This is a genomic window from Pseudoalteromonas sp. 1CM17D, assembly GCF_023161805.1.
GTDB lineage: Bacteria > Pseudomonadota > Gammaproteobacteria > Enterobacterales > Alteromonadaceae > Pseudoalteromonas > Pseudoalteromonas atlantica.
The window spans coordinates 20194-44192 of record NZ_JALNTP010000007.1 but is presented as its reverse complement, the minus strand read 5'-3'; the positions used below and the strand labels follow the sequence as shown (position 1 = coordinate 44192).

Sequence of the window (23999 nt, the reverse complement as noted above, 5' to 3'; positions counted from 1 at the left end):
TTTAACGGTTTAATCGGTCTATAATGTAAACAAATTGATAATAGCGATTAGCCCCCATGATAAAACCTTTACTAAGTGTGTTACTGCTATGTATGAGTACTTGCGCAGCAGCAACAACTATAACTATAAAAAATGCCAATAATCAGCCTTTAGCAAATGCGGTAGTGTGGCTAAGCGGGGCATCAATTCAGGCCGGCAATCAAGAAAGTAAAACCTACGCAATGAGCCAACAAAACCGCGAGTTTACGCCGCGTACGTTAGTTGTTCCGCAAAATGCAAAGGTAGAGTTTCCTAATGCCGACTCTATCATGCACCACGTTTATTCGTTTTCTAAAGCTAAAACCTTTGAGTTGAAACTTTACAAAGAGCAACCTAAAGCCCCCATAACGTTTGATCAAACTGGGGTGGTTGAGCTTGGCTGTAATATTCATGACTGGATGTTGGGCTATATTGTGGTGGTTGATAGCACCGTTTTTGCAATTACCGACGACAACGGTATGGTTAATTTAACTGCCCCTAATGGGCAATACAGCATGAGTGTATGGCATTCTGGCTTTAGCGATATAAGCAACGTAGAAACCCACAGCGTTAATGTAAGCGATTTACCTATACACTACACCGTAAAGCAGGCCATAGCCGAGCAAATAGACTTTGCTACGGATGAATTTGATGACTATTAAGCGCAAAAATACAGTATTACTTGGCTTACTTTTTATGAGCCTACCGGCTTTTTCGCAGGTTAAAGGGCTTATTCAGGTACGTGCGGTTGCAAGCGACGATACACAAAGCTTTCAAGATGGCGGTATTGGTTTATATCGCCATGGAGATAGCAGTGATAGCATTTTGTTATCGCAAGGAATTATAGACTTTAAGGCCGATTTAAGTAGTGCCTGGAGCGCACATGCCGTTGTTAATGCTAATCAAGAGCCGAACACCACATTAGGTTTAAGCCAAGCGTATTTACAGTATCAGCCGTTAGTAAACAGCCGTTATAAATGGCATGTAAAACTTGGTGGGTTTTATCCTAGTATGTCGCTAGAAAACCCCGATATAGGCTGGACCTCGCCTTACAATTATACTAATTCGGCCATAAACAGTTGGCTTGGCGAAGAGCTTCGCACCATAGGTGGTGAGCTTAGCATTAAGCGCCCAGGTAAACGTTTTAATTCTAAGCATAGCTTTAGTGTGAGCGCTGCTATTTATAAAGGGAACGACCCAACAGGGACGTTGCTTTCGTGGCGCGGCTTTGCGCTGCACGACAGACAAACAACATTTAACGAAAGTGTACAATTTGCACCTATTGCGGCATTAAATAGTGACGAATTACGTTGGCAAGCTAACCAAGTGCTGCCTTTTGAAGAAGTAGATGGCCGCTTTGGCTACTATGCCGGTGTGCATTGGGATTATTTAAAACGCTCGCAGTTTAGGTTTTATTATTACGATAATAACGCCGATCCCAGCATTTTTAATCGCACAACAGGGCAGTATGCTTGGCATACTCGCTTTAGCAGCTTAGCGTGGTTATATAAATTTACAGGTAAAACCCGTTTGATTGCCCAGCTACTCGATGGTAAAACCGAAATGGGGGCTAATAAGCTTATTTATAACCGTTTTTATAGCCATTATTTAATGCTCAGCCATAAAGCGGGTAAGCATAGGTTATCGCTTAGGTATGATTATTTTAAAGTAGATGACGATGACACCACCGCGTTTGATCCTAACGCCAGCCATGGCGAAGGCTTAACAGCTACGTGGCGTTACCAATTAACCGATACGCTACAAATAGGTGTTGAAGGCTCGGCGTTGCATAGCTTTGTACAAAATAGGCCGGGTAGTGGGTTTGCTCAGCGAATATCGCAGCAGCAACTTATGGCTAACGCTCAATGGCGTTTTTAAAGTACAAAAAAGGGAGCTTTTAAAGCTCCCTTTTAGTTTCAAAAAAAGTGTGAATTATTTTTTATCAAATGCGCGTTTCATAAAGTTTGGTGTAGCAAGTGCGCCGTGATGAATACCGCTGTTGTAGTATTCGCTTTGCTGTGCAACTTGCTCGGCATCGGCTTCTCTAAAGCCATTAAATGCTTGTGATTTACGAGCAAGCGTTACTGACCATAAACCGCTTGGGTAAATTGGCTGTGGAAATGGCAGTGTTTGTAAGTCGTTAAAGCCCACACTTAGCATGGCCTCGCGCATTTCTACTAGCAGTGGCATATGCATTAATGGCGATTCGCTTTGCTGCACTAAAATACCACCAGGGCGTAATGCATTTAAGCAGCTAGTGTAGAACGCGTGGTTAAATAATCCCTCGCCTGGGCCTACTGGGTCTGTACCATCAACAATAACAACATCAATAGACTCGCCCGCAGCGTCACGCATGTATTTTATACCATCATCAAACATAACCGTTGCGCGTGCATCGTTGTTAGACTCACAAAGCTCTGGGAAGTATTTTAACGACATTTGCGTGACTACTTCGTCTATATCTATTTGCGTTACGGTTTCTACACCTGGGTGTTTTAAAACTTCACGTAATGTACCGCAATCGCCGCCGCCAATAATTACCACGTTTTTAGGGTTTGGGTGCGCTAAAAGTGCAGGGTGGCTAATCATCTCATGGTAAAAAAAGTTTTCGCGGGTAGTTACCATAGTACAGCCATCGATGATCATTAAATTACCAAAGTCTGTGGTTTCGAACATTTCTACCTTTTGAAAAGGAGACTGTTTTTCATCCAACTTTTTGTTAATACGTAATGAAAATGCGCTGCCATCGCGGTCGCTAATTTCTGTAAACCACTTACTTTGATCTAAATTTGCCATAGTTGCTTTTACACTTTTTAAGTTGAGTATGAAAAAGGGGCAATTCTGCCAGTGCTTCGCGTTTTGCTCAATGAAATTTTAACTGCTTTGCCAATAAAGTTAGCCAGTATCGAGTTAAAGTTCAATTTTTGTTAGCGTAGGGGGTAGTGACGTATTAAAATGCGCCTTTATAGCTAATTGATTAAAGAAGAGTTGCCATGACTTGGGGTTTAGAAACAGCACGCGCTACATATAATGTTGCTCATTGGAGCGATGGCTATTTTGATATTAACGCACAAGGCGAGCTGGTTGCCTACCCAGATGGTGACCAATCTAAAAATGCGATTTCTTTAACGCAGCTCACAGAGCAATTTAAGCAGCAAGGTTTAACATTGCCGGTGTTGGTGCGCTTTACCGATATTTTAAAAAATAGAGTAGATACACTCACCAACGCATTTACCTTAGCGCGCAGCAGCCGCGAGTACCAAGGCAAGTACACGTGTGTATACCCTATAAAAGTTAATCAGCAGCGCTCGGTGGTCAGTAAACTATTGGCGCACCCAAGTGGTTTAGTTGGCCTAGAGGCCGGTTCAAAGCCTGAGCTTATGGCAATTTTAGGGGTAGCCGATAAACCCATTACTATTGTGTGCAATGGCTATAAAGACAGTGAATTTTTACGTTTAGCCTGTATTGGTCAAGCCATGGGACACAGCGTTAAAATAGTCGTCGAAAAACTCTCAGAGCTGACGACCTTACTTGAAGAAATAGATAACCTAGGCATAGAGCCTGCCATTGGTATACGTATTCGCTTAAACTCAGTAGGCAAAGGTAAGTGGCAAAATACCGGCGGCGAAAAAGGCAAATTTGGCTTAACTGCAGGCCAAGTGCTTAGTGCTGTTGAGGTGCTTAAAAAGCATAATAAATTGCATCTAATGCAAATGGTGCATTTTCATATTGGCTCTCAAATTGCCAACATACGCGATATACACCGCGCCCTGCGTGAATGCGCGCGCCACTTTGCTGAACTTACCCAGCTAGGAGTGCCGCTTAATACCGTTGATGTAGGCGGTGGCTTAGGGGTTGACTACGAAGGCTCAGGCTCACGCAGTGCTTGCTCGATGAACTACACCGTTGAAGAATACGCACGTAATGTGGTTAATGCTTTTGCTGAGGTGTGCGACCAACATCAACTTACGCACCCTGCCATTATCACCGAATCAGGGCGTGCTTTAACAGCGCACCACGCGGTGTTAATTACCGATGTAATAGACGTAGAAAAAGCGCCAAATCATCCAAATCCAGAACCGCCATTTAAAAACAGTGCGCTAGTGCTTGATGAAATGTGGCAGTGTTTACAGCGTTTAAACCCGCGTATGGCGCTAGAGATTTACCATGATGCGATGCACTTATTTAGCGAAGCGCACGACCAATACGTGCATGGGTTAGTAAGCATGCTAGAGTGGGCGAAAATAGAGCAATTATATTTTACTATTTTGCACCGAGTACGCGCATCACTTAGCAATAACGCGCGTGCGCACCGTGAGGTACTTGACGATTTACACGAAAAGCTAGCCGATAAGCTATTTGTTAACTTTTCACTGTTTCAGTCGCTACCTGATGTATGGGGCATTGAGCAGTTGTTTCCGGTTATGCCTATCGAAAATTTAGATAAACCGCTTACCCAGCGCGCTATTATTCAAGATATTACCTGTGACTCAGATGGACAAATTCGTGAGTACGTAGAAGGCGCGGGCATAGAAACCAGTTTACCTATACCTGAGTACCAGCATGGCGAGCAATACCATATAGCCATGTTTATGGTGGGGGCTTACCAAGAAATTTTAGGTGATTTACATAACTTATTTGGCGACACCGACTCAGTGCATGTAGAGCTTAACGACGACGGTTATGTATTAACCAATGCCATTAAAGGTGATAGCGTTAAGGATGTATTAAAGTTTGTTGACTATGATAGCGCCATTTTGGCACAAAACTTTGAATTATTGGTCAACAAGCTAGCAGTGTCTGAGCAGTGTAAAGCTGGGTATTTAGCCGAGCTTAATGCCGGGCTTGAAGGTTATACTTACTTTGAAGATTAACCGTACACTCTCAGAATTAAAAGCGTCGCTGTTTGGCGCGCATTGTTTAAAGGAAAGTAAATAAATGTCAGTAATCCGCAGTGTATTAAGTATTATGCTTTATACAATAAACACACTTATTTGGTTTGTGCCTATTTTTGTTTGTGGGCTATTAAAATTAATCCCTATCAAGCCTATGCAAAAGCTTTTAAGCTGGGTTGCTAAACAGTGTGCCACTATTTGGGTGACGGTTAATAGCATTAACCAACGCTTATTCACGCCAACAAAAATTAACGTTACCGGCCTTGAAGAAACCAAATTAAAAGACTGGTACTTAGTGATTGCTAACCACCAAAGCTGGGTAGATATATTAGTACTGCAACGTGTATTTAATCGAAAAATACCTTTTTTAAACTTTTTTTTAAAAAAAGAGCTTATTTACGTGCCAATTTTAGGTGTGTGCTGGTGGGCGCTCGACTTTCCGTTTATGACCCGCACCAGCAAAGCGCAGCTAAAAAAGAACCCAAAGCTACGTGGCAAAGACATAGAAACAACCCGCAAAGCCTGCGAAAAATTTAAAGAAATGCCAGTAAGCATTGTTAACTTTGTAGAAGGTACACGTTTTACTACGCAAAAACATGCTCGCCAAAATAGCCCTTTTCCGCATTTATTAAAGCCAAAAGCAGGCGGGATCGCATTTGTAATGCAAGCCATGGGTGAGCAAATCTCTAAAGTGGTTAATGTGACCATTCATTACCCCGATGGCATCCCTACGTTCATGGACTTTGCCGGCGGCAAAGTGAAGCAAATTAATGTGCATGTAGACATTCGCCCAGTAAGCGAGGAGTTGATCGGTGATTACACTGGCGACTCTGAGTTTAGAGTCGGCTTTCAAAGTGAATTAAACCGTTTATGGGAAGAAAAAGAGCACACGCTTTTGCAGCTCGAACAAAACCATAAATAATAAGGTAATAAAAAATGGGCTTACAATTATGCTAAAAAAGTGGTTACCAAATTGGCTCAACGGCTTAATTGTAGGCTGCGTGATTTTTTCAAATGTAATCATTTTTGGCACCTTAGTATTACTGCTAGGGTTAATAAAGCTTGTCCTGCCTTTTTCTATAATTAACACCATACTGCATAGCGTGTACCGAGGCTGGTGTAACGGCAATCGGTTTGGCTTGTGGCTGGGCTGCGCCAACATAAAAGTAAACATAAACGGCGATGTAAATTCAAAAAGTTGGTACTTACTAATTTGTAACCACATGAGCTGGTTAGATATTGTGGTACTTAGCTCAATTAATGTATTACCAGCACCAAAGTTTTTTTTAAAAGACGAATTAAAGTATGTGCCATTTATTGGCTCTGGCGCATGGGCTATGGGCATGCCTTTTATGAAGCGCGTAACTAAAGCGCAGCTTGCTAAAAACCCCAAGCTTAAAGGGCTAGATGTTGAGCGTACCAAGCAAAGCTGTCGTAATTTTAGGAATAATCCCACCACCATAATTAATTTTGTTGAAGGCACCCGCTACACGCACGCAAAGCATGCAAGCCAGCAAAGCCCGTTTAAACATTTACTCAAGCCCAAAGCGGGCGGGATTGCCTTTGCACTTGAGGTACTTGGCGAGCAATTTGACGCCATGCTAAATACCAGTGTGGTGTACAGCGGCAGCACAAGCCATGTTTGTCGTAATATTTTAAAGGGCGAGCTTGATTCAATTTATGTTTCTATTGACGTAGTTGCTATAAACCAGCAAATGTTAGGTAGTTACCAACACGACAAAGCATTTAGAAGCCACTTTCAAAAGTACGTTAATGAGCTATGGGTTGCTAAAGACGCGCAACTTGCCAGCATTTATGCCCAACACGATTTACCTGAGCCACCCATTTGTAAGGAAATAGAAACACTATGACCAATACCCACCTGCAGGAGCTAATCGCTCCTTGGTTTGAAAAAGTACCCGACGCAGATTTTTTAAGTGCAATTACTGCAGCATCTATTGGTGTATTTTCGTTGTTAGTGGTGTATTTATTTACACGCCGATTAATGCTGCCAGGCATTCAAAAAGTGGTGACTAAATTATCTCCAGAGCGCATAGGGTTACTTTCTCCATTGCTCACAAAACTTAATAAGCGCATAGCCGGTATGCTATGTAGCGTGCTTTTTTTAGCAACCTTCGACAGCGTTTACCCTGTTAATGAACTTAGTGCAGAAATACTAAAAACCATTGGCCAAGGTATATTAATTATTCATGTAGGCTTTATTTTTAGCAGTATTGTAAGCATTGCCGGCGCTATTTATAACCAGCTAGATTTTGCCCGCGAAGTGCCAATTCAGGGCTTATTACAAGTTGTTAAGCTGATCACCTTTATTGTGTGTGCAATTTTAATAGTCAGCATTGTGCTTGAAAAATCGCCTACCTATATTTTGTCGGGTTTTGGTGCGATAGCCGCTGTTACTTTATTGGTTTTTAAAGACACTATTTTAGGCTTTGTAGCCAGTATTCAAATTGCGGCAAACCGATTAGTTACTTACGGCGATTGGATTCAAGTAGAAAACTACGGCGCCGACGGTGAAGTAATAGACTTAGGGCTAAACACCGTAAAAGTGCGTAACTGGGATAACACCATTACGACTATTCCTACTTATATGCTGGTAGCAGGGTCGTTCAAAAACTGGCGAGGAATGCAAGAGTCTGGCGGCCGACGTATTAAGCGCTCACTTAATATTGATATGCACAGCATATGTTTAGTAAGTGACGAATTTAGAAAACAAATAGATGCAGCTATACCACTGCATGAATATATACGTGTTGCCTCGCTGCCTGATCCGGTCTCTAACTTAGGCTTGTTTCGCCGCTACGCCGAGGGCTATTTAAAGCAGCATAACAGAATAAATACCTCACTTACGCTTATGGTGCGTGAGCTACAACCAATGAACCACGGCTTACCAATTGAGTTTTATTGCTTTAGTGAAGACAAACGCTGGATATCTTACGAGCATTTACAAGCCGAAATTATGGATCACTTATTGGCAGTGTTGCCAGTATTTGGCCTTAGAGCGTATCAAAGTGTTAGCGGGCAATTAAGCCCGCCTAATGCACAGCAAACCGATAAGCCGACCTTTAAAGTAATGGCAAATAGTGCTGAACAAGGCCCACACTAATAAATAAAGCTAATAGCCACCAAATAGGTGGCTTTTTCATTCTTAGCCATGCAAAAGCGGCAATAACCAGTGCAACCTGCCATAGGTTGTGAACGGCTGATGTCCAAATAGGTGAGTACAAAGCCGCCGCTAAAAAGCCAACTACGGCAGCGTTAAGCGCCGCAATAGAGCTTGCAAAGCGAGGTTTACTTGCCAGGTTTAACCAGCTTTTTTGAAACGCCAGCATTAATAAAAAACCCGGTGTAAAAATAAGTAGGGTTGCAGCTATGGCCCCTATTAAGGGTTGCTCTGAAGTGAGTTGCGCGCCTAAGTAAGTGGCTATTGTAAACATGGGGCCAGGGATAGCTTGAGCACTGGCATACGCACTTAAAAATTGATCGTTACTTAGCGCCGGTACGCCAGCTTGCAATACAGGCAATACCACATGCCCGCCTCCAAATACCATAGCGCCCGCTTGGTAAAAAGGAGCAAACAAAGTAAGGTCATCACCTAAAGGTATAAAGCTAATAGCGAGTAGCAATACAAATAAGCCTAAAGGGAGCCACCTAAACGCGCTTTTAGTATCTGCTTTAGGCTCAGTCTGGGTGTTGAGTTGTAACAGAGGCCAAATTGCGCCTATAGCAGCGGCACTCACCAAAATAGCTATTTGCGTGCCAAGTAAAGGAAATAGTAATAAAGCTAAGGTACTCATTACTGCGATAAGCTTGAGCGCTGCGCTGGTACAAAAGCTTTTTGCCATAGTGAGTGTTGCATCGGCCACAATAACAACCGCAAACAGTTTTAAGCCCGCAATAATAGCAAAGTAAACAGCATCAAACTGATGCGCGCTTACCGCTAATAACAACATGATCAAAAAAGACGGTAAGGTAAAAGCGATAAATGCGGTAATGCCACCAATAACCCCCGCGCGCTCAACACCAATTGCAAAGCCCACTTGGCTTGAACCTGGCCCGGGCAGCGCTTGGCTTAAACTAATGAGCTGCGCGTAGCGGGTATCGCTTAACCAGTTTAATGTGTCTACAAAGTGGCGTTTAAAATAGCCTAAATGGGCAGCAGGGCCACCAAAACTCATGCAGCCAAGTAAAAAAAACTGTCTAAAAATAGCGACTAACATTGAGCTTATATCCTTTTTAAAAGTTCATTAAATTGTCACAAAGGAGTATGACACTTTTATTAAATGCATACATTAATTCGTAATCTACAAATAATACCAATCCACTTAATTAAGAGGATTGGTATAAAGCGAACTGCTTTTAACATGCTCTTCATAGTTTGTTCATACATATATTTGCATACTCGCTTTATAATTCTTAATGAATAGGACATCACATGACTTTAACTAAATCACTTTTAAGCGTAACCGTAGTAGCTGTATTGCTAAGTGGTTGCGAAATGAACAACACCGGCAAGGGCGCCGCAATTGGTGCAGCCGCTGGTGGCGTATTAGGTAAAGCAACGGGTAATCATAAAGACAAGCGTATCTTTATTGGTGCAGCTATTGGCGCACTAGCGGGTGCTGCTGTAGGTGATTACATGGATAAGCAAGAAGAAGCGTTTCGTGATGAGCTAGCAGGCTCAGGGGTTGAAGTTGTACGTGAGGGCGATAACTTACGTTTAGTTATGCCATCTAATATTACCTTTGCGACAGACCAATCTTATATTTCATCAGGTTTTAACGATACTCTAAACGCTATTGCTAAAGTAATGAACAAATACGAAAAAACCTACCTAAGCGTGGAAGGCCACACAGATAGCACAGGTAAAGACAGCTACAATATGAACCTGTCGCGCGAGCGTGCGCAAAGCGTTAAAAATTACTTAGTGAACCAGCAAATTATGGCTGCACGTATTAGCACTACAGGCTACGGCGAAACCCGCCCAATAGCTACTAACGATAGCGCTAAGGGCCGAGCTCAAAACCGCCGTGTAGAAATTCAAATAGTGCCAAACACAGAAGGTTAGTTTTTGTTGAACTGCAATTCACAAAGACGCTGATACAAAGGGGAGCTTGCTAGCAATTGCTGGTGGCTCCCTGTTGCTTTTATTTCCCCATTTTCCATTACTACAATCACATCGGCATGTTTAACCGTCGCCAGCCTATGGGCAATAATTAACGTTGTTCTATTTTGCATTAAATGCTCAAGCGCGGCTTGTACGTGGTGCTCACTTTGCGCATCGAGTGCACTGGTGGCTTCATCTAAAAGCAGTATTTCTGGGTCTTTTAAAATAGCGCGTGCCAATACAATACGCTGCTTTTGCCCACCCGATAGCCTTACGCCTTGCTCACCTAAAAAGCTGTGATAACCTTGCGGTAATTGCTGAATAAATTCATCGGCATGAGCATGTTTGGCGGCCGTATATACTTGCTCGTCAGTGGCGTTTGGGTTGCCGTAACGAATGTTATGCATTACATCTGAGCTAAATAAAATAGGGTTTTGTGCCACCATGCCCATTTTGTCCCTAAGGGTGGTAAGCGATATGTCTTTAATATTTACATCATGAAACTTAATCGCGCCGAGAGCAGGGTCGTAAAAGCGCTGTAGTAATTCAAATAACGTCGTTTTACCTGCGCCAGAGGGGCCTACAATAGCCACTGTTTTACCTTGCTCTATTGTTAAACTTATTTTGTTAAGTGCGCTTACATCGGGGCGAGATGGGTAGTTAAAGCTAATATTTTCAAGTGCAATGGCGGGGCTGTCAGTCTTTATTAATAGCTTTTCGTCTTGTGGAGTGACAGGGTTTTCTATTTCACTTTTAACGGCCAGTAATTCAAGTAGGCGCGCTGCCGCCCCAGCAGCTCGTTGTAGCTCGCCGTATACCTCGGCTACGGTAGCCACCGACATGGCCACCATAATGGCGTAAAACACAAATGCACCTAGCTCACCGCCAGTCATAGTACCTGCCAGTACGTCACTACCGCCTACCCAGAGCATTACGCTAATCGCACTAAAGGTTAAAAATATTACCGCAGCAATTAAAAAAGAGCGCTGTTTAATACGGCTTTTGGCAACGTTAAAGGCTTTTTCGGTTTCAAGTGCAAAGGCGTGTTGCTCACGCTGTTCGTGGCTATAGCTTTGTACTACTTTAATATTTTGAATGATCTCGCCGGCATAGGTGCTTATATCGGCTATTGCATCTTGGCTAGAACTTGCAAGTTTGCGAACCTTTTTGCCAAATACCATCATCGGCACTAATACCAGCGGCACACACGCAACCACTACGAGCGTAAGCTTTAAGTTAGTCACTAATAGCATTACCAAGCCACCCACTAACATTAATGCACTGCGCAGCGCCATAGAAAAGGAAGAGCCAATAATCGATTGCAGCAAGGTGGTGTCGGTTGTTAAACGCGACATAAGCTCGCCACTGCGGTTTTCTTCAAAGTAACTTGGGTGCAAGGTAACAATGCGATTAAACACCGCTTTGCGAATATCGTTACTAACTCGTTCGCCAATCCACGACATTAAATAAAAGCGGCTAAAGGTGCCCACGGCCAATAAACTAATTAAACCAATAAGCACTAATACAGCTTGTTGTAGCTGCGCTTGGGAGCCAGCAATAAAGCCATGATCTATGACAAACTTAACCCCTTGGCCCAATGATAAGTTAACACCAGCGGTGACTAAAAGGGCGCCAAGTGCGGCCACTACCATCCATTTATACGGTTTAATAAACGCAAAAATAGGTAATAAACTACTAAAGGCGGCTTTTTCGGGCTTAGGGCTTGTTTTTGACATAGTGGATTCTTTTTAAAGGTTAAGGTATAGATATGGCACTAAGATAATAAAAATCAATACTTTTAAACATTAGCATCAATAAGGAAACGTTATGACTACTGCAACCGTAAGTGGAGAATTTAATGTAAATCTGGCCCCAATAGAAGGCTACGCAAGCGGCCAAAACGGCGTTAATTTAGGGCGTATGTCGATAGATAAAACATTTAAAGGCAGCTTAAATGCCACCAGCCAAGGCGAAATGTTAAGCGCCATGACTCCTACACAAGGCAGTGCCGGTTATGTTGCCATAGAGCAAGTAATAGGCGAGCTTGAAGGTAAGCAAGGCAGCTTTGTATTACAGCATTTTGGTACTATGGATAAAGGCCAAGACAGCCTAATTTTAAATGTAATTCCCGATTCAGGCACTCATGAGCTAGAAGGGTTAACGGGCAGTATGAAAATACGTATTGAGCAAGGGATTCACTACTACGATTTTGAATACACCTTATAATACCAATCCGCAATATTACTTAATCATTTTGCGGGCCTAAACGTGTCGCTACCTGCGTTAAAAAATTCTAATTTAGAACAACTAAATAGCGAATTTTTTGCCTAGCTATCAACACGTTTTTCCGTCCTCAAAAAAGATCACTTAAATAAGCGAATAGGTATAAGCTACACAAGGATTAAAATGCAAAAAGTAATCGAATTTAGAAAGACCCGTTTTTTGGGTGGCGTAGATATAGCCGCATTGAATGACCGCATACAGGAATTAAATCAAGATGGCTGGAAAGTAATAAACGCAGTGCCATTGACAGGTTTTTATGGCCAAGTGCACGGTTATACATTACTTATTGAAATTGACGAGCTTTAAATGACATTTACAGTATGGTTAAGCCTAGCGGCTATTTGTATGATGGGCGCAATGTCGCCAGGGCCAAGTTTAGCGGTGGTTTTAAAGCACTCACTTAACGGCAGTATGAAAAACGGAATGCTTGCCGCGCTCAGCCATGGTACCGGTGTTGGGTTATACGCAGGTGCATCGTTATTAGGGCTAGGCGCTTTAATGATGCAGTTTCCGACTGTTTATCAAATACTGGTGTATTTAGGCGCAGCCTATTTGGCGTATTTAGGTATAAAAATATTGCTAGCAAAACCCAGCAATAACGAACTTGAAGTACAAAAAAGTGAAGTAAGTGCTGGCCAAGCTTTACAAGATGGTTTTGCTATTGCCTTTTTGAACCCCAAGCTCGCTATTTTCTTTTTAGCTTTGTTCTCGCAGTTTATTGATCCTCAGCTACTTACTTTAAACGTGGGTATAATTATGTGTTTAACCGTGTTTGTAATTGATACCGGCTGGTATTTGCTGGTGGCGTTGCTGACAGAGGTTTCAAAAAATCGCTTTGGCTTTACCAAGCAAAGTCCGTGGCTTGATAAAATACTGGGAGTCGTATTTATTGCCCTTGCGATAAAAGTGGTGCTAAGCCTTTAAATCGCGTTCCCGATGCAGGGGCGCGTGCCTATATGCCCCTGCAGCCTAACCCTCATGCCCTGCATACGTATTCATCACATTAATTTTACCTTTTAGTTACAATTTGTTGGTTGTGTTTTAAACAACACAGCAACACCTGACAACAATAACTCAAAGGTTCACACACATGGACAAGTTTAAACTAAGTGCACTTATGCTGGCTTTATTTGCCGCTAATAGTGCATTGGCTGCAAACGAAGACTCAACAAATCAATCACCCAGCACACAAGCTGAAGATTTAGAAATTATTGAAGTGCGAGGCTTTAGCCGCAGTTTAATTCAATCTTTAAATCAAAAGCGTTTTAGCGATACGGTGTCAGAACAAATTTCTGCCGATGATTTAGGGGCACTGCCTGATATTTCAATGGCCGATGCACTTACACGATTACCTGGTATTTCAGCGGTGCGAACGGGTGGGCAAGCGGCGCAAATTAATATACGCGGGCTGTCGGGCGGGTTTGTATTTTCAACACTTAATGGCCGCGAGCAAGTATCTACAAGTGGCAGCCGCAGTATTGAGTTTGACCAATATCCGTCAGAATTAATTAGCTCTGCGGCGGTATACAAATCGCCAAAGGCATCGCTTATTGAAGGTGGCGTGGCCGGTACCGTAGAGCTTGAAACCGCCAGTCCACTTAATAATGATCAAACGCATAAATTTGTAGCTAATGTGCGTGGTATGTATAACGACCGCGCCTCAGAGGTATCGGATGCCACAGAATTTGGCGACCGAATTAGTTTTTCGTATCAAGGCAAATACCTAGACGACACATTAGGCGTAGCGCTGGGCTATGCGCGTTTGTTTCAGCCAAGTGTAGCAACGCAGTTTATTGGCCTTGCGTACAACGACACAAAAGACGTTGATGGCGCAGCTAACGACACCAATGGCCCTTTAGCTAACCCTGAGAACGAATACATTAGCGAAGGTTTTGAGCTACAGCATTTAGGCGGCGAAGAAACCCGTAATGGTTACTTAGCAGCTATAGAGTGGGCGCCGGTAGATAACTTTAAATTAAAAGGTGATGCGTTTTTATCGCGCTTTGATAAAGAGTCATTTGCCCGCGGCCTGAGGGTTAAATTAGGCGGGCCAACAGCTGCATATGCTAACGCTCAGCTTGATGGTAATGCCGTAATAGGCGCAGCGGTTAACCGCACTTCGCAAAGTTATACCCGTGTTGAAATAGTGAACGACGACAACCAAGACTTTGACGAAGTAGACAGCTTTGGCGTTAATGCCGATTGGCAGGTAACCGATAGACTAAACGTAAATGCCGATGTGTCGCTTTCTCGGGCAAAAAGTAATTTTAGAAATGGCTTACTGTGGAGCTTAGTAGCAGAAGATGCCAATGCAGAAACGCCAGTATTTGATAACAACGTAGCAATTAACTATCAATTAAACGGCTTAAATTTACCTGACGTTGGGTTTAATCAGGCGGCCGCCTTTAGTGATATAGACCGTGTAATGGTCAGCAAATATGGTATTTACCCAGATCAAACAGAAGATGAAGTAACTGCATTTAGGCTCGACTTTAAATACGAGCTAGAAAGCGACATATTTAGCTCAGTAGAGTTTGGGGCGCGCTACTCAGATAGAGAGTACAGTCGTAAACGCTCGGTATTTGAGTACGGTAACGACGGGGCGTTTTCAGCAACGCAACCCCCTTTGCGTTTAACCGACGATATGGCGTCAGTGGTTGACTGGCAGGGCGAGTTTAGTTACTTCCCGTCGTATTTAGCCATTGATTTAGACAAAGCACTTAACGCATGGTTTCCTGATGGTACGCCTGAGCCTGTTCAAACATGGGGCAACGCCGATGGCGTAGACGACGCGCAAGGTTACACAACTAACTATTCGTGGTCAGTGCTGCAAAGCGGCTCGGTGTTTGAAGATGTGCTAGCTGCGTACGTTATGGTAAACATTAACACGCAAATTGCTGGGCTCGACTTATCGGGTAATGTGGGTGTGCGCCGCGTTGAAACCGACCAATCGGCAACCGTACTAGAAAACGTAGCAGGCGATGCGCGCTTAGGTGCACAAAATATTGTTGATGAGAACGGCATTGTAAATAATTTATACGCACCTAATGTATTAGGCACTAAATACACCGACTACTTACCATCATTAAATTTAAACCTGCAACTTAACGACAATTCACTTGTACGCTTTGCTGCGGCTAAAGTAATGTCGCGTGCGCCAATTAACCGCTTAGCGGGCGATGCCAGCGCAAACGTAAGTGATGATGGTGTTATTAACGGTTCAAGTAATAACAACCCATTTTTAAAACCCTTCTATGCTGACCAGTACGACTTATCTTACGAATATTATTTTGAAGAAGGTAACGGCACTGTCGCTGCGGCGTTATTTTATAAAAATATAGACTCGTTTGTTGAAATCTTATCAATCGAAAACTTCGACTTTAAAGGCAATGGCTTTAATGTCCCTGACTTTATAGAAGACCCTGTCAGTAGCGAGCAAGTTGCCACAACTAACGGTATTTACACCACGGCAGTTAATAACGGTGAAGGTGGCTACATTAGAGGGCTAGAGCTTGCGTATACGCAAGTGTTTACCTTTTTACCTTCGCCATTTAATGGCTTAGGCGCTAACGCAAGTTACTCATACACCGAAAGTGAAATTGAATCGATTACCAGTTTAGGGGGCGATACATTAGCGCAATCTTTACCAGGGCTCTCTAATAACGTGCTTAATGCCACGGTGTTTTACTCAATGGATGATTTTGAAACCCGCCTTAATGTGCGTTACCGCGATGAATTTGTATCGGAGCAGGTTGCCATTAACGAGCAAGTAGTTAATTTTGATGCCGAAACCGTAGTCGACTTTCAAACCTCTTATCGCTTTAGCGACTCGCTAACAATGCTTTTGCAAGTTAATAACTTAACCGATGAACCAACCCAAAGTTACTTTGGCTCAGAGCAACGAACAGGGACGACTCAGTACTTTGGTCGTCAGTTCTACCTTGGTTTTACATACAGTCATTAATTAGCAAACGGAGCGTTTAAAAATGAAAATTATAACAATGTCTAAATATTTGCTAATAGCCTTAGGGTTAATGATATTAGCAGGATGTGGTGGGACAGATGAAGTTGAGTCGGGGCAGCAGCTTTTAACCTGTAATGTGCCACAAGTACCAAACGAAGCAGGCTCGCAATGTGTGGACCCTGAGCCTATAACGTGTGCAGCGCCTACTGTACCGGATGATAAAAACGAAAGCTGTGTAGTGGGCGCCGACCCAACATTGCCTGATCCTATTGTATTTGCTGGTGAAGGTGAGGCAGTTTTATTTTATAACCGTTTAGCCGACGATAACTACGAAGGTTACCGATTACATTCGTGGAATAACGATGTGTGTGATGCTTACGCACCTCCGTTTGACACGAGCGATTGGGCTAACGGCCACGAGTACGATGGTATTGACCCTAACTATGGTGCGTACTGGATAATTAACCTTAAAGAGGGTTATAACGAATGTGCCAATTTTATTATTCATATTGGTACAGAAGGGTCAGGTAAAGCGTTTGGTGATGTGGATTTAACCATGCCGCTGATGCAAGACGATGAAACCTTTCAACGTATGAACTTTACCATTCATGGTGAGCCTTCGGTGTTTGAATACCCTATTTTAAGTTTGGGCGAACGCGCAGTTGCTATAACAGGTGCTTCAGCGCATTGGATTGATTTAAATACTATTTTGTATAAACCAAGTAACGAGCTTACAAGCCTAATTAAGTTGCATTCATCAGCTACGGCTGAGCTTGAAGTGGATATTGATACTGGTTTAAACGGCGATACTGTTACGCTGCAATCAAGCAGCTTAACTGATGAGCAAGCGGCAAAAGTACCGCATTTAACCACTTGGAACGCATACGAAGGAAGTTGGGATACAAACACGGCTAAAGCGCTTATAAAATCGCAGCTTGTTATTGCCGGTTACGATAGTGAAGGTAAGCTGCTAGAAGCAAGCTATGTGCAAACCGCTAAAGCACTCGATGCCCTTTACACACAAGGCGAAGATGACGCTAACGAAGCTGTACTTGGCGTAACTTATGGCAATAACGCGATTGATGTAACTGTGTGGGCACCCACCGCTAATAACATGGTGCTAAACGTGTTCGATGATGCCAAAACACAAGTGCACTCTATACCAATGGCATTAAATACACAGACGGGTATTTGGCAAGCAAGTTTAGATATGCAATACGACCGCCACTACTACCGCTTTAATTTTGATGTTTACCACCCACTGACTCAGCAAATAGAGTCGCTTTGGAGTACAGACCCTTACTCACTCAATGTATCTACCAATGGTTTATACAGCCAGCTGATTAATTTAGCCGATGATGACACTAAGCCAGAAGGCTGGGATGAGCGTATCGTGCCTACTATTACTAACCCAGAAGATGCGGTTATTTATGAAGGCCACGTACGTGATTTTAGTGTGCGTGATCAGTCAGTAAGCGAAGCAAACCGTGGTAAATACCTTGCATTCACTGAGCTTGAAAGCGTGCCAATGCAGCACCTTAAGCAATTAGCAGATAAAGGCTTAACACACTTTCATTTACTGCCATTGACTGATATTGGCACCATTGAAGAGGATGCCTCACAGCGTGTGGAAATTACAGACACCTTAGGTAAATTATGTGAGCGTATTAACGATGAAGCTGATGCATGTAAAATCGAAGATAAAAGCAGCACCATTGTCGATATTATGCAAAGTTACCTACCTGGCTCAGATGATGCACAAGCATTAGCCAGTGCGATGCGTGATTTAGACGGCTTTAACTGGGGTTACGATCCGCATTACTTTATAGCGCCTGAAGGCTCGTATGCCTCAAGCCCAGAGGGCATTGCCCGCGTTAAAGAAACCCGCGCTATGGTGCAATCACTGCAAGAAGTAGGACTTCGTGTTGTACTGGATGTGGTTTATAACCACACAACATCATCGGGTATTTGGGATAAGTCGGTATTTGATAAGCTAGTACCGGGTTACTACCATCGCTATAACGAAGTAAGTGGTGAAATAGAGCGCTCAACGTGTTGTGAAAATACAGCTACAGAGCATGTAATGATGGATAAGTTTGTTACTGATTCATTGGTTATTTTAGCGCGTGAATTTGGCTACGACAGTTTTAGATTTGATGTTATGGGGCATATGCCTAAATCATCAATATTAGCTGCGCGTGAAGCCGTGCAAGCAGTTGACCCAGATAACTATTTTTACGGTGAAGGCTGGGATTTTGGTGAAGTAGCTAACAATCGTTTATTTACACAAGCTAAACAGGCTGATATGGCAGGCTCAGAGGTGGGTACATTTAACGACCGTATTCGTGAAGCCGTGCGTGGTGGTGCAATGTTTAGCAATAACCCGACAGATGGCAATTTAGCAGAGCAAGATACTTTACGTTTGTCGCTCGCGGGCAACTTACAAAATTACATTTTAAAAGACTTTAAAGGTAATTCATCTAAAGGTAATAGCTTTACTTGGAACACTCAGCCAACGGCGTATGCACTAGACCCAGCAGATAGCATTCATTACGTATCAAAACACGATAACGAAACACTGTGGGATCAGTTGCAATACAAACATGCATCAAGCATGAGTATTGAGCAACGTGTGCGCGCGCACAACATGGCATTGTCTATTCCACTTGTGAGCCAAGGCATTCCTTTTATGCAATTGGGCGCTGATTTACTGCGTTCAAAGTCAATGGATCGTGATAGCTATAATGCCGGTGATTGGTTTAATGCTGTTGATTTAACCAAAGAGAATAATAACTGGAACATTGGTTTACCAAACGCAGAGAAGAACCAAGAAAAATGGTCTGAAATTATGCCTATTTCTGCTAATCCAGATGCACAGGCAATGCCGCAAGACATAGCCTATGCAGGTGATGTATTTAACGAGTTTTTACAAATACGTAGCAGCAGCCCACTATTTAGATTAACCACAGAGCAAGATGTCATTGAGCGAGTGGGTTTTCATAACGTAGGTAAAGCGCAGCAACATGGCTTAATTGTAATGAGCATTGATGATGGCGAAGGATTAACAGACTTAGACCCAGCATTTGACGCGCTTGTAGTGATGATTAACGCAACCGAGCAAACCCTTAGCCATACTATTGCCACCGCAGCGGGTTTTGAATTACACGACGTATTAAAAAACAGTGTTGATGCAAGCATGGCCAGCGCCAATTTTGCCCAAGGCGATAACGAAGGCACATTCACAGTACCTCCTTATACGTTAGCTGTTTTTACTAAAAACCAAGGTGAGAGCCAAGGTACTGGTTTAAGTGCAAATGCAACCGTAGGCGCACCTGATGTAGTACCTTATGGCAGCACCGCTGTGTTTGTACGCGGAACTTTAAACGACTGGGGCACACGTGATGCATTTGAATATATTGGCGAGGGTGAATACCGTATAGCAATTGCGCTAAGCGCTGGCGACTACGAATTTAAAATTGCCTCAGAAGATTGGTCTACAGTTGATTTTGGTGCGCTTACTGACGCTGATAAAGAGGTAGTTGAAAATCAAAGTGAGCCATTAACGCGCTCAGGTGCAAACATGACCTTTAGCGCTGCTATTGATGCAACCTATGTATTTTCGCTTGACGCTTCAAACCCTGAAAATCCAACGCTTACTTTATACAACGAAGAGCCATTTGTAGGCACTGCCATTTATGTGCGCGGTACGCTTAATGATTGGGGAGTAACCGATGAGCTAAGTTATAAAGGTAAAGGCATTTACACCTTTACTAAAACACTGAGCGCTGCAAGCTATGAATTTAAAATAGCGTCAGAAGATTGGAGCACGGTTGATTATGGCTCGGCTGAGGGAGATGCCAGTGTAATGGTTGGCACCGCTGAGCAGTTGTCGGTTGCGGGCGCGAATATGACCATAGACATTGCCGAGCAAGGTGAATACCAGTTTATATTTGACGCCAGTGATTTAAATAACGTAACGCTAAAAGTGCTCAATGGAGAAATGTTTGCACAAACACCGGTATTTATTCGCGGCAGCTTAAATGACTGGAGTACTGATAACCCACTTATGTACGAGGGTGATGCAATTTACTCTGCTTCTATTGAGTTAGAGGTGGGCGACTACGAATTTAAAGTAGCGTCTGAAGATTGGAGTACAGTGGATTACGGTGGAGCAGGCGATACGCCGGTAGTGGTAATTGATGAACTAACACCACTTGAACCGGTAGGCGCCAACATAACACTGAATATTACCGAACAAGGTACCTACACGTTTAATGTAATAGGCCCAGATAGAGAAAATGTAAGCATACTTATTAATAAGCAGTAGCAGTTATATTTTCCCAAACCTAAGCCGAGCATAGCCCTGTATGCTCGGCTTTTTTAATGCCTAATTAATACCTAACAAAAGGGAGGATTAAAAACGATAGTTAACCGACATCATAACAGTCGTGGTGTTATCGGTATCAATAATGGGTGAGTCTTCAATATCAGAGTCGAGCTGCTTATAGTTAACCATGGCATTTACGTTCCAGTTTTTATTAATGTAATACATTAAAAATAAACCCGCATTGTAGTTAACCGTAGAACCAAGTTCGTAAGGCGCATAGGTGGTAGATTCGCCCTGAGCTACACCATAATAATAGTTAGATACATCACTGCTATTTAGCTCAACACCCACAGAAGGAACGAGCATTAGTTGTTTAGATAACTTAATAGGGTAACTGTAATTGGTTTTAAATTTAGCGCCATCGCCGTGGCCTATTACATCATGAGTAGCACTGGCGCTTATTTTACCAAAGCTTGCAGTGTAGCTAACCTGCGTGCCTGCGTAGAGTGATAGCTTTCTATCGTCTAAGGCTTTTATGGCTGCAAGGTCTGAATCTGAGGTATCAAAGTTATCGCCTGGCTCTAAAACTAATGACCAGTTAAAACCTTGCTGCTCCACTAACTTATAATCAAGCGACAAACCTTTAAAACTAAGTCTTTCGCCTTCGTAAGTAATGATAGGTAAAAATAGCGTTTCACTGTCGGTACCCGCATAAGGTGAGCTGGTAGAAATGACACCGCCCCCTAATGAAAACTGCGACTCAGCTTGAGCAGTAATACTGCCAAGTGCAAGTGTGCCAACTAATAACCGGAGTGAGTTTTGTATATAAGTGTTCATAGGAGCCTTGGTGTTAAGTAAAAAGTGAAAATTGTTTGCGATAAGTAAAGTGTGCCGCAACGCTATTAGGCTTTAGTGTAGCTATATTTTTGATTGGCGTTTGTAAGAGAGTGTATGAAAGTTTATCTGAATGTAAGTGGCTAAATTGCATTGAAGACGTTGATCACATAAGTTGAATAAAGGCATACGTTTGATTAGATTAATAAAATGGGAATGAGGATAAACCAATGAGCAACTCTATTTTAAAAAGTGCCAGCTTTGATCCCAAAGTGAAGCAATACTGGATGACCATGGCATGCTTTTTTAGTGCCGTTGCATTAGTGACCATTCCACTTATACCTGTGGTGTTATTTGTTGTATGGCTGGTGGCAGGTAAAATATTGGCTGCTATGTCGGCGCAATTACTCACGCAAAAGCTGGTGGTTAAACGCGGCATTTTATTTAAAGAAGAAAAATCTATACCACTTGAAAAAATAACCGATGTGGGGCTGAACCAAGGGCCACTTATGCGCTTTTTTGGGTTATACCGCTTAAGCTTTGAAACTGCAGGGCAGTCGGGTCATGGCGCATTGGTGTCATTACTTGGTGTTGAAAATGCCAGTGAGTTTAGAGAAGCCATACTTGAGCAAAAAGATAACTTAGCTGCGCAAGCCCCTAAAACACAGGAGCTTGCTGAAGATCACCTCAACCAAGCATTACTTGCTCGCTTAGTTGAGGTAGTAGAGCGCATAGATACGCGTTTGGCAGCTTTAGAGGCGAAGCGTTAAGCGTTTTGTAATTGAGCCTGACCTGCCAGCATACTTAGCTCTTTGGTACGGCTTTCAACAACCTGATATTCGCGCGCTTTAATTGTGCTTATATAATTCCACTTAGCACTGGCTTTTGCAGGTGTAAATGTAACGGTTAAATAGCCGCGCTCTACTAAATTATTATAAGCAAGGTCATCAACTAATAAGGCAATTACTTGCTCTATTTGCGCTACGGTTTGCGCATCTTGTGTGTTTAGCGCTAAATATTCTTCAAGCCCTGGTGATGAAACCGATGCCGTTGCAAATTCCACCCCAGCATTTTGTGAGGCTGCAATAGGGTTACTGGCATCAGTTTTAAGCTGTCCCGCCCAGCCGTTATGAGTATCTCCGGCTAAAACTACTAAGTTTTTTTGTGCTGCAATAGCGGTACCTAATAATACTTCTCGCTCGTAGGCATAGCCATCCCACGCATCAAGGTTATACGGTATGGTGGTTTGAACACGGGCAAGCTCTGCCTCGGTTACACTTGGGTCGCCCGCTAATACACGGCCTTTAATTTGCGCCAGCTCTGCAAATAATACATTGGCCTGTGCGAGCAATTCACTTGGATCGCCTCCGTTTGACTGTGCACTTTGTAAGCTAGCAAGTAGTAACATGACCTCTACTGGTAAGTGCATTTTTGTCATTAGCACTTGTTGCCCTAACACTTGCCACTGTGTGCTTGAGGTAGTGATGGCATCACTAAGCCATGTAAGTTGTTCACTGCCTAATAATGCACGATCTGTTGCGCCTATTGCTGCAGCAAATGCGCTTTGCCCTGCAGGGGAGGTAAGATCAAAATCACTATAGTTAAGCTGCTCATCACGCGCTAATACACGAGTATCTAGCATGTATAAAGAGACTAAATTACCAAACTCAAAGCGTCGGTAAATACGTTCTTTGTCGGCTACATTACGAATTGGCATCCACTCAAAGTAGGCTTGTAGTGCATTGAGTTTACGTTGGCTAAATTCGCCTTCACCTTCGTTATGGTTTTCTGCGCCTTCGCGCCATGTGTCGTTGGTGATTTCGTGGTCGTCCCACACTGTTATAAATGCACAGTGGCTATGGGCTGCTTGTAAGTCGGCATCGAGGCGATAATTTGCATAGCGTTTTCTATAATCGGTCAGTGCGATAATTTCGCTGCTGTTATCTAATGGTAGCAGTCGCTCTAACTGTGCGGCGTCTTCGGTTGCATAACCCGTATTGCTGTATTCGTATATGTAATCACCTAAGTGCAGTACCGCATCTAAATCGCTTTGCTTAGCAATTTCGCTATATACATGAAAATACCCCGCAGGGTAATTTGCGCACGATACAACGGCTAATTTCACCTGATCAACCGCACCGACAGGAAGCGTTTTTCCTTGTCCGATAGGGGAGGTTTTTCCATGTGCATTAAAGCGATAGTAATAAACGGTGTTGGCATCAAGCCCTTGTAAATCAACTTTAAGAGTAAAGTCGGTGGTATCACTGATATGTGTTTCACCATCGTGAACAATATTTGTAAAGCTTTGGTCGGTGGCGGCTTGCCATTGTACTTTTAACGATTTAGTTGTTACATCGAGTGGGGTTACACGGGTCCAAATAATTAAGCTATCGCTTAGCGGGTCGCCGCTGGCAACGCCGTGGTCAAAGCTAACGGGAGTGTCGTCATCATCGTCAAAACGACAGCCTGTTAAACCAAGTGATAATACGGCAGCGCCAAATCCTGCTGCCGATGCTTTTAAAAAACTTCTCCGTGTAAATGCCATTGCTTTGT

General features: G+C 43.0%; 18 protein-coding genes. 13 read left to right on the top strand and 5 right to left on the bottom strand.

The window, feature by feature from the left end; translation table 11 throughout:
• The first annotated feature begins 56 nt into the window (after positions 1 to 56).
• Positions 57 to 680 carry a methylamine utilization protein gene (locus MSC25_RS13045; protein ID WP_248443667.1) on the top strand — a complete coding sequence of 208 codons (624 nt, stop codon included), beginning with the start codon at positions 57 to 59 and terminating at the stop codon, positions 678 to 680.
• On the top strand, positions 670 to 1896 hold the full coding sequence (locus MSC25_RS13040; protein ID WP_248443666.1) for a hypothetical protein: 1227 nt from the start codon (positions 670 to 672) through the stop codon (positions 1894 to 1896). Before MSC25_RS13045 ends, MSC25_RS13040 begins: the two co-directional genes overlap by 11 nt.
• A gap of 54 nt (positions 1897 to 1950) precedes the next feature.
• Here MSC25_RS13040 and speE read toward each other — a convergent pair whose 3' ends face one another.
• Complete coding sequence (gene speE / locus MSC25_RS13035; protein ID WP_054983340.1) at positions 1951 to 2814, bottom strand: polyamine aminopropyltransferase; 864 nt, start codon at positions 2812 to 2814, stop codon at positions 1951 to 1953.
• 197 nt (positions 2815 to 3011) lie between these two features.
• On the opposite strand from speE, the gene speA reads away from it, so the two are divergent.
• From speA to MSC25_RS13015, 4 genes are all read left to right on the top strand, one after another.
• Complete coding sequence (speA, locus tag MSC25_RS13030; protein ID WP_248443665.1) at positions 3012 to 4892, top strand: biosynthetic arginine decarboxylase; 1881 nt, start codon at positions 3012 to 3014, stop codon at positions 4890 to 4892.
• A 64-nt stretch (positions 4893 to 4956) separates the two neighbouring features.
• Positions 4957 to 5835 carry an acyltransferase gene (locus MSC25_RS13025; RefSeq protein WP_054983342.1) on the top strand — a complete coding sequence of 293 codons (879 nt, stop codon included), beginning with the start codon at positions 4957 to 4959 and terminating at the stop codon, positions 5833 to 5835.
• 28 nt (positions 5836 to 5863) lie between these two features.
• On the top strand, positions 5864 to 6784 hold the full coding sequence (locus MSC25_RS13020; RefSeq protein WP_024033886.1) for an acetyltransferase: 921 nt from the start codon (positions 5864 to 5866) through the stop codon (positions 6782 to 6784).
• Positions 6781 to 8037, top strand: a complete 1257-nt coding sequence (locus MSC25_RS13015; RefSeq protein WP_029773670.1) for a mechanosensitive ion channel domain-containing protein — start codon at positions 6781 to 6783, stop codon at positions 8035 to 8037. The genes MSC25_RS13020 and MSC25_RS13015 overlap by 4 nt, the downstream gene beginning before the upstream one ends.
• Here MSC25_RS13015 and chrA read toward each other — a convergent pair.
• On the bottom strand, positions 7997 to 9151 hold the full coding sequence (chrA, locus tag MSC25_RS13010; RefSeq protein WP_248443661.1) for a chromate efflux transporter: 1155 nt from the start codon (positions 9149 to 9151) through the stop codon (positions 7997 to 7999). The genes MSC25_RS13015 and chrA overlap by 41 nt on opposite strands.
• Positions 9152 to 9366: 215 nt before the next feature.
• Between chrA and MSC25_RS13005 the strand changes: the two genes are divergently transcribed.
• Positions 9367 to 9999 (top strand): OmpA family protein, encoded by a 633-nt coding sequence (locus MSC25_RS13005; protein WP_248443660.1) that lies wholly within the window; start codon positions 9367 to 9369, stop codon positions 9997 to 9999.
• Here MSC25_RS13005 and MSC25_RS13000 read toward each other — a convergent pair.
• Positions 9996 to 11774, bottom strand: a complete 1779-nt coding sequence (locus MSC25_RS13000; protein WP_248443659.1) for an ABC transporter transmembrane domain-containing protein — start codon at positions 11772 to 11774, stop codon at positions 9996 to 9998. The genes MSC25_RS13005 and MSC25_RS13000 overlap by 4 nt on opposite strands.
• Positions 11775 to 11865: 91 nt before the next feature.
• Here MSC25_RS13000 and MSC25_RS12995 point away from each other — a divergent pair, with 91 nt between their 5' ends.
• From MSC25_RS12995 to MSC25_RS12975, 5 genes are all read left to right on the top strand, one after another.
• The gene (locus MSC25_RS12995; protein ID WP_029773150.1) at positions 11866 to 12264 is read left to right on the top strand and encodes a DUF3224 domain-containing protein; all 399 of its coding nucleotides are present in this window, start codon (positions 11866 to 11868) and stop codon (positions 12262 to 12264) included.
• Positions 12265 to 12444: 180 nt separating this feature from the next.
• Positions 12445 to 12627, top strand: a complete 183-nt coding sequence (locus MSC25_RS12990; RefSeq protein ID WP_008168146.1) for a hypothetical protein — start codon at positions 12445 to 12447, stop codon at positions 12625 to 12627.
• A complete protein-coding gene (locus MSC25_RS12985) occupies positions 12628 to 13245 on the top strand; it encodes a LysE family translocator (RefSeq protein ID WP_138541018.1) in 618 nt (205 codons plus the stop codon).
• Positions 13246 to 13411: 166 nt separating this feature from the next.
• On the top strand, positions 13412 to 16285 hold the full coding sequence (locus MSC25_RS12980) for a TonB-dependent receptor (RefSeq protein ID WP_055255296.1): 2874 nt from the start codon (positions 13412 to 13414) through the stop codon (positions 16283 to 16285).
• A gap of 22 nt (positions 16286 to 16307) precedes the next feature.
• Positions 16308 to 20612, top strand: coding sequence for an alpha-1,6-glucosidase domain-containing protein (locus MSC25_RS12975; RefSeq protein WP_248443658.1), 4305 nt, complete (start codon positions 16308 to 16310; stop codon positions 20610 to 20612).
• Positions 20613 to 20699: 87 nt separating this feature from the next.
• On the opposite strand, the gene MSC25_RS12970 is transcribed toward MSC25_RS12975, so the two are convergent.
• On the bottom strand, positions 20700 to 21449 hold the full coding sequence (locus tag MSC25_RS12970) for a MipA/OmpV family protein (protein ID WP_064384597.1): 750 nt from the start codon (positions 21447 to 21449) through the stop codon (positions 20700 to 20702).
• 227 nt (positions 21450 to 21676) lie between these two features.
• On the opposite strand from MSC25_RS12970, the gene MSC25_RS12965 reads away from it, so the two are divergent.
• Positions 21677 to 22216 carry a PH domain-containing protein gene (locus MSC25_RS12965; RefSeq protein ID WP_055255299.1) on the top strand — a complete coding sequence of 180 codons (540 nt, stop codon included), beginning with the start codon at positions 21677 to 21679 and terminating at the stop codon, positions 22214 to 22216.
• Here MSC25_RS12965 and MSC25_RS12960 read toward each other — a convergent pair.
• A complete protein-coding gene (locus MSC25_RS12960) occupies positions 22213 to 23991 on the bottom strand; it encodes an alkaline phosphatase D family protein (RefSeq protein ID WP_248443657.1) in 1779 nt (592 codons plus the stop codon). The two genes, MSC25_RS12965 and MSC25_RS12960, sit on opposite strands and share 4 nt — an antisense overlap.
• Positions 23992 to 23999: the final 8 nt, after the last annotated feature.

What these genes read in the sequence shown, in the direction of transcription:
- MSC25_RS13045 (WP_248443667.1), top strand. Translation starts at nt 57, where the DNA reads ATGATAAAACCTTTACTAAGTGTGTTACTGCTATGTATGAGTACTTGC.
- MSC25_RS13040 (WP_248443666.1), top strand. Translation starts at nt 670, where the DNA reads ATGACTATTAAGCGCAAAAATACAGTATTACTTGGCTTACTTTTTATG.
- speE (WP_054983340.1), bottom strand. Translation starts at nt 2,814, where the DNA reads ATGGCAAATTTAGATCAAAGTAAGTGGTTTACAGAAATTAGCGACCGC.
- speA (WP_248443665.1), top strand. Translation starts at nt 3,012, where the DNA reads ATGACTTGGGGTTTAGAAACAGCACGCGCTACATATAATGTTGCTCAT.
- MSC25_RS13025 (WP_054983342.1), top strand. Translation starts at nt 4,957, where the DNA reads ATGTCAGTAATCCGCAGTGTATTAAGTATTATGCTTTATACAATAAAC.
- MSC25_RS13020 (WP_024033886.1), top strand. Translation starts at nt 5,864, where the DNA reads ATGCTAAAAAAGTGGTTACCAAATTGGCTCAACGGCTTAATTGTAGGC.
- MSC25_RS13015 (WP_029773670.1), top strand. Translation starts at nt 6,781, where the DNA reads ATGACCAATACCCACCTGCAGGAGCTAATCGCTCCTTGGTTTGAAAAA.
- chrA (WP_248443661.1), bottom strand. Translation starts at nt 9,151, where the DNA reads ATGTTAGTCGCTATTTTTAGACAGTTTTTTTTACTTGGCTGCATGAGT.
- MSC25_RS13005 (WP_248443660.1), top strand. Translation starts at nt 9,367, where the DNA reads ATGACTTTAACTAAATCACTTTTAAGCGTAACCGTAGTAGCTGTATTG.
- MSC25_RS13000 (WP_248443659.1), bottom strand. Translation starts at nt 11,774, where the DNA reads ATGTCAAAAACAAGCCCTAAGCCCGAAAAAGCCGCCTTTAGTAGTTTA.
- MSC25_RS12995 (WP_029773150.1), top strand. Translation starts at nt 11,866, where the DNA reads ATGACTACTGCAACCGTAAGTGGAGAATTTAATGTAAATCTGGCCCCA.
- MSC25_RS12990 (WP_008168146.1), top strand. Translation starts at nt 12,445, where the DNA reads ATGCAAAAAGTAATCGAATTTAGAAAGACCCGTTTTTTGGGTGGCGTA.
- MSC25_RS12985 (WP_138541018.1), top strand. Translation starts at nt 12,628, where the DNA reads ATGACATTTACAGTATGGTTAAGCCTAGCGGCTATTTGTATGATGGGC.
- MSC25_RS12980 (WP_055255296.1), top strand. Translation starts at nt 13,412, where the DNA reads ATGGACAAGTTTAAACTAAGTGCACTTATGCTGGCTTTATTTGCCGCT.
- MSC25_RS12975 (WP_248443658.1), top strand. Translation starts at nt 16,308, where the DNA reads ATGAAAATTATAACAATGTCTAAATATTTGCTAATAGCCTTAGGGTTA.
- MSC25_RS12970 (WP_064384597.1), bottom strand. Translation starts at nt 21,449, where the DNA reads ATGAACACTTATATACAAAACTCACTCCGGTTATTAGTTGGCACACTT.
- MSC25_RS12965 (WP_055255299.1), top strand. Translation starts at nt 21,677, where the DNA reads ATGAGCAACTCTATTTTAAAAAGTGCCAGCTTTGATCCCAAAGTGAAG.
- MSC25_RS12960 (WP_248443657.1), bottom strand. Translation starts at nt 23,991, where the DNA reads ATGGCATTTACACGGAGAAGTTTTTTAAAAGCATCGGCAGCAGGATTT.